Below are 14,017 nucleotides of genomic sequence, written 5' to 3' on the forward strand. Positions count from 1 at the left end.
GCAACTCGGGTGGAATCGAGATTAATGCACGTACCGTTGAGGTGACTGATGGCGGTTATCTGGAAGCCAATACTATTGGAAAAGGAAATTCGGGCACAATCCGAGTGAATGCTACTGATAAGGTGGTTTTTAGCGGAGCTCCTTTGGGATTCCGTAGTTCTGCACTCAGCCAGGTGGGAGAGAATGCTGTAGGCAACTCGGGTGGAATCGAGATTAATGCACGTACCGTTGAGGTGACTGATGGCGGTTATCTGGAAGCCAATACTATTGGAAAAGGAAATTCGGGCACAATCCGAGTGACTGCCACTGATAAGGTCGTGTTTGACGGCCAATCTTCTTTAGGATTCCTGAGTTCTGCATTTAGCCAGGTGGAAAAAGGTGCTGTAGGCAACTCAGGCGGAATTGAGATTGACGCAGGTAGTGTTGCCATCACCAAGGGTGCTCAACTCAGTGCCAGTACTTCCGGACAGGGAGATGCAGGCAAAATCAGCATTACTGCCCGCGATCAGGTATTGGTAGATGGCAAATCTATATTGAGCCAGGTGGAAAAAGGTGCTGTAGGCAACTCAGGCGGAATTGAGATTGACGCAGGTAGTGTTGCCATCACCAAGGGTGCTCAACTCAGTGCCAGTACTTCCGGACAGGGAGATGCAGGCAAAATCAGCATTATTGGCACTGACAAGGTAATCTTTGATGGCGAATCTGGCGGTAATCGCACTGCTGCATTCAGTCAAGTTTTTGACGGAGCAAATGGCAACTCAGGCGGGATCGTGATTAACACCCCGATTTTAGAGGTGACGAAAGGTGCTTTACTTGATGCCAGCACTAAAAGCTCAGGCAATGCAGGCCCGATTAGCATTACTGCCACTGACAAGGTACTCTTTGATGGCCAATCGAGCAAAGGCGATCGCACTGCTGCATTCAGTCAAGTTTTTGACGGAGCAAATGGTAAATCTGGTGATATCGAGATTAGAACTCCGATTTTGGAGGTGACGAATGGCGCTTTACTTGATGCCAGCACTAAAAGCTCAGGCAATGCAGGCACGATCAGCATTACTGCCAATGATAAGGTAATCTTTGATGGCGAATCGAGGCAGGGTGAAGGCAGTGCTGCAACTAGCCTAGTGACAGAGACTGCTACGGGCAAGTCAGGAGGAATTGAAATTAATGCTCCGATCCTGAGAGTTACCAATGGCGCAGAACTAAATACTAGTACTTTAGGAAAGGGCAATTCCGGCTCGATTCGAGTCACAGCTACTGATAATGTAGTTGTTGATGGTACATCTAGGGATCGCTCTCTTGTTTCCGCCATAGCCAGCGAAGTTGGGACTGGCGCAACCGGAGCCTCCGAAGGGATTACTATCAACGCTCCTCGCTTGCAGGTAAGTAATGCGGCTATTGTCAGCGCCAATACTAACGGAGATGGCAATGCTGGTAACATTGATGTCACATCTGACACTATTGACCTCTCCAGCGCCGGAAAAATCCGCACTAATACTTCAGCGAGTTCAAAAGCAGGCAATATCACACTGAATGTACCAAACAGCCTTACTCTGTCTGACTTTGGAACCGCAGTCTTAGCTGAGACTGAAAACACTTCTACTAGTGATGGCGGTAATATCTTCGTGATTGGCTCCCCCAAAAATGTCCTGATTCAAAATGGCGCCGAACTTTCTGTCAATAGCAGGGGAAGCGGCATAGGAGGCGATATATCTCTGCAAGCCAATTCTCTAACTTTGGAGCAGGGAACGATCTCAGCCGAAACCGCCAAAGAAACAGGCGGCAATATCAGCCTAGAGGTAGCAGATTTATTACTGATGCAAGACGACAGCAAAATTACTACCAATGCAGGCATTGAAAGCCAACCAGGGGCAATTGGTAATGGCGGCAACATTAAGATTGACACTCAATTTCTAGTTGCACCACCCTCAGAACCAAAGGGTAGTGATATAACTGCAAATGCAACTTATGGTGATGGTGGTCGTGTTGACATCACAGCTACTGCTATCTTTGGGATTGAATTTCAGGACAAGCCTAGAGATTTTTTCAATGAGATCACCGCTAGTTCAGAGTTTGGTGGCAATCCGGGAGTGGTGAACATCAATCAAGAGATTGATTCCAGGCAGAATTTAGTGGAATTACCTGCAAATGTTGTTGATCCCAATGACCAAATCGCCCAAAATCCTTGTAGTAAAGGTGTTGCGAGTGAATTCACGATCACAGGACGTGGTGGACTGCCTCCTAGCCCCAACGAAGACTTAAGCCAAGAAGCTACTCAGGTTGCTTTAGTTGAACCAGTGTCAATAGTCAGTAATGTAAAACCACCGCAGAAAACCTCCTCCAGCGAGAGTTCAAAATCCCAAATTCCCAGCCCGATTGTGCCAGTTAAAGGATGGGTATTCAACAATAAAGGTGAAGTAGTTCTCACCGCTTACAATCCCAACGTCACTGGAACCCATCGTCTACCTAAAAATTTAAGCAGTTGTCCTGCACGATAAGGCCAAAAAGGTGAAAACAATTATTTTTGTGAATTACTTGACAGGATAAAATATGAATAAAAAAAAGCAGAGAGGGCGATGTCTACGAGGGGCTACGCCTACGCTCAAAGCAAGATTTTTCTCGCAAATTAGCCATTACAAATCTAGACTCTATAGTAGTCAAGTACGATCGCTAATTTTAGTAGTTCTGTTATTTTTCTTGTCTGTGGGAGGAGTGCTGGTTACTACCCAAGTTTGGGCATCAACTGCGATCGGACAAACTCAACAAGAGCCTTTACAGTTGGTAAAACAAGCCAAATCACTTTACCAAAACAGGCAATTTGAGTCAGCCCTAACCGTTTGGGAACAAGTTGCTGCGGCTTTTGCGGCGCGAGAGGATAAACTCAACCAGGCAATGGCGTTGAGCAATCTTGCCCTCACATCTCAACAACTCGGTAGGTGGGAGCAAGCCAAAAAAGCGATCGCTACCAGCTTAAATATCCTCCAAACACAGCCAAAAACACCACAGCGAGCCTCCGAAGGAGGAGCTGCGCTAACGCAAATCCTCAGTTCTACATTAGATATCCAAGGACAGTTGCAACTAGCAGTAGGAGAATCAGAAGCAGCCTTAGCAACTTGGAAACAAGCGGCTGAAATTTATCAAAATCTCGGCAATCAAAATGGTGCAATTAGAAGCCAGATTAACCAAACTCAAGCCATGCAAGACTTGGGTCTTTACCCAATGGCTTGCAAGACCTTACTAAAAACTTTAGAGCTTGATCATCAAAACTGCCAGATCACAAAAGAAGAACTGCAAACCTTAAAAGAACGATTTGTCAACAAGGAAAATTCCTCTTCTTTAGATATCCTGGCTTTGCGTAGTCTCGGTAATGTTTTACGAGTTGTTAGTCAACTCGAACAATCGCAAATGGTCTTGTTTGCAGCTGGGCAATTAGCTCAACAATCAGGAGATTCGCAAAATCTGGCTGCTATTTACTTGAGTTTAGGCAATACAGCCCGGTCTTTGGGTAATAGAAAAATACAGTTGGGAAAACCAAGCGAACAACAGCCAGCCCTTACACAGTCTATATGCATTCAAGCAGCCAGTATAACCAATGCTGCCCAATTTTATCAACAGGCTGCTACTTGCTATCGGCAAGCGGAATCATCTACCTCATCAGATATCAAAAGACAAGCTCAATTGAATCGATTCAGCCTTTTGGTACAAACTCAACAATGGTCTGAAGTACCAACCTTGCTATCTGAAATCACGTCTCATCTCAATGACTTACCTATTACTCATCCCACTGTCTATGCTCACATTAAATTTGCTCAAAGTTTGATGTGTCTGCAATCAGGACTGAGTGAAAACTCATCAAATGCTTTATCATCCCCGATTCTGCAACTATGTAGCTTTGTAAAAAATACACCTACGGGCACTGGTGTTAAAACTCTTGAATCCTCAAAAATTCCCTCATGGCCGGAAATTGGGCAAATTTTACAAACCGCCCTCAACCAAGCTCAACAATTGCAAGACAAGCAAGCCGAAGCCGATGTGCGTGGTTATCTTGGAGGAGTTTACCAGCAAATGGGGAAATTGACAGAGGCACGACAATTAACTGAACAAGCTTTACAGCAAAAATCTGCTTTTAATGATTCTAGTATTACCTATCTTTGGCAGTGGCAGTTAGGACGGATTTACCAAACTCAACAAAACCAAAAAAGCGCACTTCAAGCCTACACCTTAGCCTACGAAACTCTTCAGTCTTTGCGTAAAGACTTAGTTGGTATTAACCCAGAAATTCAATTTACTTTTCGTGATAGTGTAGAACCAGTCTATCGAGAACTGGTCAATTTGCTCTTGCAACCCCAAGCTTCTCAACAGATAAAGCAAACGGAGATTAATCAGAAAAATCTCAAGCAAGCTCGTGATGTTATAGAAGCACTCCAATTAGCAGAACTGACTAACTTTTTTCGGGAAGCTTGTATAACCAGTCAACCCCAACCAATTGACCAGGTAGATCCAAATGCTGCGGTTATCTATTCGATTATTTTGCCTGATCGCCTTGCTGTCATCTTGTCTAGACCTCAAAAGGATTTAAAATACTACGCAACGCCTCTAAAGCCTAGTTCCCAGCCAGGGGAAGTCGGGGAGGTCGAACGTGTCTACGATAATATGCTTGCTGGCTTCACCCGTAACATCTACAGTTCTAACTTAGATTCACTTCGTCCACAACAAATTTTTTATGACTGGTTAATCCGTCCAATTGAAGCAGAACTGGAAAAGGATGACATTAAAACTTTGGTGTTTGTACTAGATGGAGTTTTGCGTGCAGTACCCATGTCGGCACTTTATGATAGTCAGAAGCAGAAGTATCTGATTGAAAAATATAACCTTGCTTTGAGTCCAGGGTTGCAGCTGTTGTATTCAGCTTCGCTTTCCCCAAACAAATTGCAAACTTTAGTAGGAGGTTTGGCTGAGGCTAGGCAAGGGTTTTCCAAACTGCCGGGAGTGGAACAGGAAGTTCAGGAGATTACAAAAATAGTTCCCACAGAAGTTCTTTTAAACCAAGAATTTACCCGCAGTCGCTTGAAAGTTCAAATCAACAATGTACCCTTCCCCATTGTTCACTTAGCAACCCACGGTCAGTTTTCTTCCCAGGCTGAGAATACCTTTTTGTTGACTTGGGACGGTCGGATTAATGTTAAAGAATTAGACCAATTATTGCAAGGACGCGATCGCCCTGGTCGAAGTCCTTTAGAATTATTAATTTTGAGTGCTTGCCAAACCGCCGCAGGTGATAATCGAGCGATTCTGGGACTAGCAGGGGTGGCGGTGCGTTCAGGGGCACGTAGTACATTAGCAACGCTTTGGTCAGTAGAAGATGAATCTACAGTTGAGCTGATGAACAAGTTCTATTCAGAATTGAACCAACCTGGGGTAACTAAAGCTGAGGCACTTCGTCAAGCTCAGTTGTTCCTGTTGCGATCGCCAAATTATCATCGTCCTTACTACTGGGCACCATTTGTCTTAGTAGGTAATTGGTTGTAGCCAGCAAGTAATATACTATTTTTTCGGAATTGAGCATTAATAATGAGTATCACTTAATTAAAGATAGACTTTACCAAAAGATAACCCATGTTAAATAGTCAACAGTTGATTGGTCTAATGACGATCGGGTTGTTTCTGATGGGGACGCAACCAACAATTGCCCAATCAACTGCAAATACTCCAACGCCGACTAATCGCTCAAAACCCCAACGGATAATATTCAAACCACCACCAAATCAGAGTAAGCCAAAATCTACATCATCGGGTGGATCGCGTAGTAATTGGCAATGTCCTCAAGATGCAACATTAAACACTACCTCAGCCAATAAAACCCCTTTGATGCTTCTTACTCCCACTGACAGCAACTATGGGTTGACTATAGCAGAGCATCCGACATTTTTAGTGTATCTGCCGCAAACATCTGCCAAGCAAGTAGTCTTAAGCTTGATGACAGAAGACAATCAGCTTCATTCCCAAAGCTTCATTCCTATTAAAGGTGAACCTGGTATTATTAGCATCAAGTTACCAGATAGCTTCCCCCTTTTGGAAGTAAGCAAAAATTATCAGTGGTCTTTAGTGTTGATATGTGGAGAAAAACCTAACCCTAACGATCCAGTAATCACCTCGTGGGTACGCCGTGTGGTTTTACCTCAACTCCAGAGTCAGCCGAGGACAACTTTGGAGCAGGCAGATGCTTACAGTGAACAAGGAATTTGGTACGATGCTGTCATTAATCTAGCTCAAATCAGAAATGCTCAACCTAATGATCAAGTCATGGCAGATATCTGGACTGACTTTCTTAAGTCCGTAGGGCTAGAAGCGATCGCTACTCAACCACTTCGATTGTAGAAGTGGTTAACTGTTTTTCTCGTAACTGCTGCTCGATAAAAGCCTGATTATCCTGGCTTTCTGACTGCTTGAGGTATTCAATGGCAATTGCTCCAGCAAGGGGATGGTCTTGGCACATTTCTAAAAGCAGTGCCAAAGTATGATGGAATTGGAGTCTTTCAAGTTGCTTGTGAGTAACCAACTCTAAGGCGACTGCTGACCCCAAAAACACTAACAGCGAGGGAATGATGGGTAACCACCAGCCCAAGCAAAAGGCTAAAAAGCCAATCCCCAAAAGCCCAGCACCAGCAAAGATTATACTGGCAGCGATCGCAATTGAAGACCTCAACTGTCGGCTAACTAATGCTCCTAATCCCGCCCAAACTAAAATCCACAGCCATTCTATGGGTTCTTGCCAAACACGAAGCAAAGGTCTGCCATCAACAACAGCACTTATTATTTGACTGATAATGTTGGCATGAACACTCACCCCAGTCATCGGCTGTGAAGAACTAAATAGACCACTGTTATAGGGCGTATAAAATACATCTTTAATGCTTGCAGCAGTAGTGCCAATCAAAACTAGGCGATCGCGTAAACTATCAGGAGGAATGGTCTTTTCCAAGATATCTCTTAAAGGGAAAGTAGCAAAATTTTCCTGATTTCCTCTAAAGTTCAGCAAAATTTGATAACCTCCAGAATCTGCATGGACGTAGCCTCCATCATTGCCCACAAACCTTTCAAACACTGCTTTACCCCAACGCAACCTTTGACGTTGGGGATCGTTGTCAACTAATTTTATGGTTATCTTTCCGTCCTCTAAATAGTGCTGCGCCAGTTTCATTGCCAAACTGTAGCGTGTTTCATTTTGCGAGAGGTCTACTGATAATAATGCACGACGCACCTTACCATCTGCATCCACCACCTGATCGGCAAAGCCCACTCTTTCTTGGTTGAGAGTGGGAGGAGGGGCAATGGTATTAATCTTACTTCCCACAACTTTTTCAATTCCATATAAGTTTGGAGTTGATTGGAAGATGTTAACTAAGTCCTGATGCCCAGGTTCTACAGGCAAATCTCGATAAATATCTAAACCAATAGCTCTAGGTTCTTGGGCTTTAATATTAGCAATTGCCTTAGCTAAAACTTGATCAGGAATAGGCCACTTTCCTGCCTTTTTTATATCTTCTTCATCAATAGTGATAATCGCTATCCGTTTCTCTGGTGACTCTTGCAACAGTCGCCAGCGAAAAAACTGGTCAAGTATACTCCACTCGCCACCCTGCAACAGTCCACCAAAGCGCAGCAGCAGAATAGGTGCAGTCACACATATAGCAATCCGTGGTATCCAAAATAAGCCAATTCGCCGTTGCAAAACTTCTGGCTTGGCTTTTTGTCTAGCTTGTGCCAAAAGTTTATTAGCTTGTGCTAGTACTTGCAGTGACATTTGGGCTTGGCGTTTGGCTAATTCCTGACTAGCGGCTAAAAATTGATAATCTAAATCGCCAAGGCTTTTACCTAATGCCCAAGCTAAGGTATCCTGTAAGGCTTGTCCTCGCAATAAATAGGATTCATCTTCGCAAGCTGATGCTGACCAGGCTGCGATCGCTTCTGCATAGGGTCGCAACTCTGCTAATTTACGCTCAACCCAACTGTGGTTGAATACAGCTTCGTAAATGCGATTATATACCTTGAGCTTGCCTTGTTGCTCAACTACTAACCCTGACAGCCGTAATTCGATTTGTTCAGGAGTTCCATCAGCAGAAATTTCTCCTTGACGTAAAATTTGCTGGTATAACTCTAATAATCTACCTGTACGTTTTTCATTTCTGTACAAAATGCGATCGCGAATCGTCCTCAAATGCTCAGGTTCATCTTGAGATTCCCAATTCTCAACAATGTTCGACCTTACTAGTTGCTCAACCGATGAAAATTTTTGAGCAGTTGACTCCAAAACTATAAACTGACACAGCTTTTGCGTGAGAAACGGTTGCCCACCTGTCCATTCTAGTATTTGCATGAGAACCCCTTCAGGGTTACTTACTCTTTGGTTCAAACCATCTATTAATGGTTGTACTTCATCAGGCTGAAATCCTTGCAGTTCAATCGCCTTGCCAATATTGAATGGTGTCTGAGTCTTATTTTGAATCAGTTCGTTAGGATTTGCAACCCCCAATAGTGCAAAAGTCAAACGCCTATATTTATAATTTACTTCTCGTTGCTGAAAGAAGAATCTAATTAAAGCAAAAAAATCATCCAATGAGAAATTCTGACTCAAAACACGATCAATTTCATCAATAAAAATAACTATATTTTGCTTGACTTCTACTAACAGTACTTCTTCAATAAATTGGCTCAAACACTGCACCGGTGAAAGCAAATCTCGCCGCTCACGCCACCAACTCCGCCATTGAATTTTTGAGTGCAGATGGCAACTACTCACTAAAGATTGGACAATCCCTGCATACCATTTTTCTGGAGTTACATCCTGTGTTCCCATTCCTGTCAAGTCAATAAACGCACAGATGATTCCTTCTGCTTGTAGCCTTTGCATCATCTGCACTCGCAAGCTAGACTTGCCCATCTGCCGCGAGTTCAGCACATAACAAAACTGACCCCACTTTAAGCGCTCATAAAATTCTGTATCAGCATGTCGTTTCACATAGCTAGGAGCGCTACTCTCAAGACTCCCTCCAATTTGATATTCAAAGTTTGACTTCGCTGCTGTCATCAAGGCTGTCCTTTACATTTTCCAATATATATATTTAATTTGAATTTCATATACAGTCATATAAATAATTTATTATCTAACAGTCCTAGAGAAGAATTATACTATTTTCATTCATCAACTGACTTTACCTGACTTTTACCTATTTTTGATTTTTGAGTAACGCTCTTTCATCACTCTGGTCAAAGAAAAATTTTAGCCAACTTCTAAACAAGCTACAGAAAGTTGGTTTTGAGCTTTATTTTCTAACATTATGGCTAAAATCATCTCTTTTGTCAGAAAGTCTTCTGTAATAAGGATTATTGCTTTTTTTTCTGGAGAGAGTCATGAAAGAGCGGTAAGTAGGACGGCGTAAATAATTAAAGGTTTGTAGTGAGGACTTTAGCCCTCAAAGTAGGGCTAAAGTCCTCACTACAAACTAATTTCAATATTTTTTACATTAGTTAATATAGTTTTAATTATTCTCACCAACTTACTTATTCCTAAGAGGATGTCTGAAAAGTAAGAAAGCCCATTACATGAATAAGAAATTTAAAACTTATTCGCAGATGTATAATTTGTTTCGGTGTTATTTGATGACAAAAATTATGGGAATTATACTTATACTAAGCTTAGTAGCCTTTATTACTGGCTTATCAATTTACTTCCTACTGACCTCAAGAGGTGGAATTTTGCTCAAATCTTTGGTGACAAAAATAAAGTGCCAATGGTGGAGACTTAGCTTTGGCAAGCTTAACCGACTAGGATCAAGATTTTCCAAGACTATAACAATTGCTGCGATTATTATGGTAGCAGTAATAGCTGGAAATAGTGTATCCGCGCAGGTTACGGGGTCGCCTCCAGTTTCGCTCAAGAGCGTATCGGTTCCAGAACCTGATAATCTTGGAGACTTTGTAAAAGACAAAGCAGCCGCGATAAAGCTAGGAAAGACTCTTTTTTGGGATATGCAGGTTGGGAGCGACGGACAGACCTCCTGTGCTACTTGTCACTTCCATGCTGGAGCCGACAATAGATCCATAAATCAGATTGCTCCTGGGCTTTTGCGAATTAACGCTGATCGTACAGAGAATCCAGATATAATTTTTAATATAGGCGGTGCGCCAAACTACCAGCTAAGAAAAGAAGATTTTCCCTTTCATAAGCTGTCTAGTGATTCTACGACTGTTGTATCTGACAGTAACGATGTTAGCTCCTCTCAGGGAGTCGCCAATACAAAGTTTATTGATGTTATACCTGGTAGCCCAAGAGACTTAGAAACAAGTGAGCCAGATCCAGTGTTTAACGTGGGAGGTATCAATGTGCGCCGCGTCCAGCCGCGTAATACGCCAACCGTAATTAATGCAGCATTCAACTTCCGCAACTTCTGGGATGGAAGGGCACAAGATATCTTTAATGGGGTGAATCCCTTCGGTTTAAGAGACCCTAACGCCTCTGTGGTGAAAGCAGAAAACCCAAATCAGCTTAAATTTGTCAAAGTCAGCCTGAATAATTCGTCTTTGGCTTCCCAGGCGGTTGGTCCGCCACTCAGTTCCTTCGAGTCGTCTGCTGATGGTCGCACTTTTCAAGAAATTGGTGATAAGTTCGGGCAAATTGACCTCAGCAAATTTATATTTGTCAACGGTTCGCTGGACAATATTCTGTCAATTGGGGGTACAAAGCTCCCTCGATTACTGGGGCAAAAGTTGTCTGGACTCACACCACTAGGCAAACAGGTTGTGCATCCACAAGACAGCGTTTTAGGTGCAGACAGTAGTTATCCTCAGCCCGGACTCAAGGATAAAACCTACGAGGATCTGATTAAAGATGCCTTTAAACCGGAGTGGTGGAACTCTAATAAACTGATCCAAGTTGATGCTGAAGGTAAACGGACTTTTGTCAACGAACCTGATAACTTTTCCCAAACCGATGAGTACAGGCTGTTGGATTATAACTTCTCGCTATTCTTTGGGCTTGCAGTTCAGTTGTACGAGTCTACACTCATTGCCAACGATACGCCCTATGATCGCTTTTTAGAAGGAAACACCACCGCCCTCACCGTGCAGCAGCAACGAGGCAAACAACTATTCGAGGGCAAAGCTGCCTGCATCTTCTGCCATAGTGGGTTGGAACTCACCAGTGCTTCGGTTAGCAACGTCAAGAACCAAAGGCTCAGAGCCACCACCACTACTCCCAGAACCGTCTCGGACAAAGCTTTCTTCAATATCGGTGTTAGACCCACCCTAGAAGACATCGGTGTTGGTGGTCAAGACCCATTTGGTAATCCGCTTTCGGAGTCGCGGGTAGCTGCTTTGGGGAAATTCCCACTACTTTTCGGTTCAAGCCCCAATGTTACAGTTAACCCCAATGATACAGTAGTTGCAGACGGACAGTTTAAGACTCCTGGATTACGCAACATAGAACTGACAGCTCCTTACTTCCACAATGGTGGCTATTTGACTTTGCCGCAAGTGGTGGACTTCTACAATCGTGGTGGAGATTTCCGTCAGCAAGGGGTTCTCCGCCCATTGGGATTAAGCGAAACTGAAAAAGATGACTTGGTGGCTTTCCTGAAAGGACTCACTGATGAGCGAGTTGTCTCTGAGAAAGCCCCCTTTGACCACCCGCAACTGTTCGTTCCCAATGGACATCTAGGTAACTCTATGTATGTTGTCAATGATGGTACTGGCAAAGCTGCCGATAACCTACTAGAAATTCCTGCTGTTGGTAAGAATGGTGGTAAAGGGACTCCAAATTTCCTGAACTAACTAGCAATTTGGGCGTCGCTGAATCAAAGTATGAATCATGCGATCGCCTTAAGCTTGCGGGCGCATAGCGCCCGCAGCGCCTCGGAACCGTACTTAAGATAACGTGAGTTCGGGTTAAGATTAGGCGGCAGAAAGCAAATTGTGATCGATGGCGATCGCAGGCTTCTTAGGTTGGTGGCAGTAAGCGATTAAACCGCAAACGATGTTGACGCTTGCAGTTGACAGGCGATCGGTGAGGGGAATGCTCAATCTGGGAGATATTCTTGAACTGGTCAATGATGGTCTCAATGATCGAGCGTTTCCTGAGCAACAGGCGATCGCTTAACGACATGAAGCGATTTTTCATGTTACGTTTGAGTTTGGTGATCAGTTGTATCCCAACACTCTCGAGTAATTGTTTTGCTAATTTTTGAGAGACATAGCCCAAGGAGCGCAAACACTTTGCCGAACAGCATTTGCAGCAATTTGGGCACGGGGATACGGTCATCGGTATTTCCTGGAGTCAGCACAACATTCAGCAATTCTCCACGATCATTGACCACTACATGTCCTGTTGAAGCCAAAGAACCAATCAACTGAAGTTTTGCCGCGAGCAGCCAGATTTTGGAACACCCGATGAAGATTTATCCGCCGATTGTGACAGACTTTGAGACTGGTAGAATCCAAAAAACTGATGCCTGTACAGGAGCCAAAACAGGAGCGCAGATAAGCACACAGAGGCAACAGGGTACTAGGCATCCACTCCACAAAGCGATGGTAGCTGACCAAACCGGGGAAGTATGCTTGCCACTGAACCTGTACTTTATCCTGGTAGTAGGCTTTGAAATTCCGGTAACAAGACTGATGAAAGCCGATCAGAATCGTCATGATCTCGCTCAAACACAGACTGCGATCGCGCTTTCTTTTTTGCAGCCCATTACCCAACAGTTGGCGCTCCCACTGTGGTTCAAAGGTTTGACAGAAGTCATCGATAGAACAGAATAGTTCTTCTAGAGTGAACATAGGGCAAGCAGATGGATGAGAATTTAGCACTTTCAGCCTACCTGTTTTGCCCCCTTTCTTATCCCGAACTCACGTTAAGATAATACAGGTATCTCATCATAATCAGGGGTTTTTGGTAAAGTATTACCAATCATTTTTACCCAATTAATTATTAGACCTCTTGCAAAAGTCCCTAACACCCCACCCCCAACCCCTCCCCGATGCTTTGGGGAGGGGAGCGTTTGCTTTACTCAAATGCGGGGTGGGGTTCTTTATTTTTGATTTATGCAAGAGGTCTATTGTTGTATGATGTACTTTTTTCACTCTTTCTATCGCACGGAAGCCAGACCCATTTACATACATTTCTAGGCATTCACGTTTTATTTCTTCTGAATAACCAAGATTTTCGTAAGAATCGATAAATTGACGACTACAACTAACACAAATGTAATGCAAGTTTACCAGCCTTTTTCCCGTTCTTGCGGATATGAGTTGATGCACACCTTGGACATTGCATAGCGATCGCTCCAATTCATACTTCAATTATGCAACGCCGCAATTTGAGTTACAAATACGGAGTGTCATTGTCTAACTGGTAACGCCTTCAATGCCTTACTTAAGTGTATTGAAGAACCACCATCTCATGTAGTATTCATTCTCTGCACAACAGAACTGCACAAGGTGTTACCTACCATTGTCAGCCGTTGTCAGGTGTTTAATTTCCGCACTTTGTCTGTTCAGGCAATTGTGCAGCACCTCGGTATTGTAGCAGATGCAGAATCTATCTCTATTGATGATCAGGCACTAACAGCGATGCCTGCGGCGGGCTACGCCAACGCCCGACTCAGCGATGGTGGATTGCGGGATGCGCTGCAATTACTGGGTCAGGTGAGTCTTTTAGATGAAGATATCACTGCCAATCATGTCATGGAAATCGCTGGTGGTGTGACAGAAACAGAATTAATGTCAATTTTACAGGCAATATCCACGACCAACACCTTTAACTTGCTGCAAGTAGCAAGAGTTTTAGTAGACTAGTTCCCGGTGCAAAACTCCAAACCTTTATGGCAACAGCTATACATCAAATATAAGCGCACCCATCCAAAACTTAACTTCTTAATTTATAGTACTTTTGAACTAAATATCTCCTCAGAGCAATCAAGGATGCGATCGCCTTCACAGGGCCTTGTCGGCGTTTACTCTTATA

Annotated in this window: 5 protein-coding genes and 3 pseudogenes; 5 read left to right on the plus strand and 3 right to left on the minus strand. The window is 43.6% G+C overall.

The genetic code is table 11. From position 1 onward, the window contains the following. The 3 genes from LC586_RS32990 to LC586_RS33000 form a co-directional block, all read left to right on the plus strand. A partial coding sequence (locus tag LC586_RS32990) for a beta strand repeat-containing protein (RefSeq protein WP_229489686.1) occupies positions 1–2,498 on the plus strand: 2,498 nt, incomplete at its 5' end. A gap of 52 nt (positions 2,499–2,550) precedes the next feature. After that, the gene (locus LC586_RS32995) at positions 2,551–5,529 is read left to right on the plus strand and encodes a CHAT domain-containing protein (RefSeq protein WP_229489688.1); all 2,979 of its coding nucleotides are present in this window, start codon (positions 2,551–2,553) and stop codon (positions 5,527–5,529) included. An 87-nt stretch (positions 5,530–5,616) separates the two neighbouring features. After that, on the plus strand, positions 5,617–6,378 hold the full coding sequence (locus LC586_RS33000) for a DUF928 domain-containing protein (RefSeq protein WP_229489690.1): 762 nt from the start codon (positions 5,617–5,619) through the stop codon (positions 6,376–6,378). Here LC586_RS33000 and LC586_RS33005 read toward each other — a convergent pair. Beyond that, a complete protein-coding gene (locus tag LC586_RS33005; protein WP_229489691.1) occupies positions 6,356–9,088 on the minus strand; it encodes a CHASE2 domain-containing protein in 2,733 nt (910 codons plus the stop codon). The two genes, LC586_RS33000 and LC586_RS33005, sit on opposite strands and share 23 nt — an antisense overlap. Positions 9,089–9,756: 668 nt before the next feature. Between LC586_RS33005 and LC586_RS33010 the strand changes: the two genes are divergently transcribed. Next, the gene (locus LC586_RS33010; protein WP_306423311.1) at positions 9,757–11,829 is read left to right on the plus strand and encodes a cytochrome-c peroxidase; all 2,073 of its coding nucleotides are present in this window, start codon (positions 9,757–9,759) and stop codon (positions 11,827–11,829) included. Between the two features lie 120 nt (positions 11,830–11,949). Here LC586_RS33010 and LC586_RS33015 read toward each other — a convergent pair. Continuing rightward, positions 11,950–12,831 (minus strand): annotated as a pseudogene (locus LC586_RS33015) (IS982 family transposase). A gap of 276 nt (positions 12,832–13,107) precedes the next feature. Then, positions 13,108–13,327, minus strand: a pseudogene (locus LC586_RS33020) (IS1/IS1595 family N-terminal zinc-binding domain-containing protein); the annotation flags it as partial. A gap of 80 nt (positions 13,328–13,407) precedes the next feature. Between LC586_RS33020 and LC586_RS33030 the strand changes: the two are divergent. Further along, positions 13,408–13,848, plus strand: a pseudogene (locus LC586_RS33030) (DNA polymerase III delta subunit-related protein); the annotation flags it as partial. Positions 13,849–14,017: the final 169 nt, after the last annotated feature.

It is taken from the genome of Nostoc favosum CHAB5714 (genome assembly GCF_020829495.1).
GTDB lineage: Bacteria > Cyanobacteriota > Cyanobacteriia > Cyanobacteriales > Nostocaceae > Nostoc > Nostoc favosum.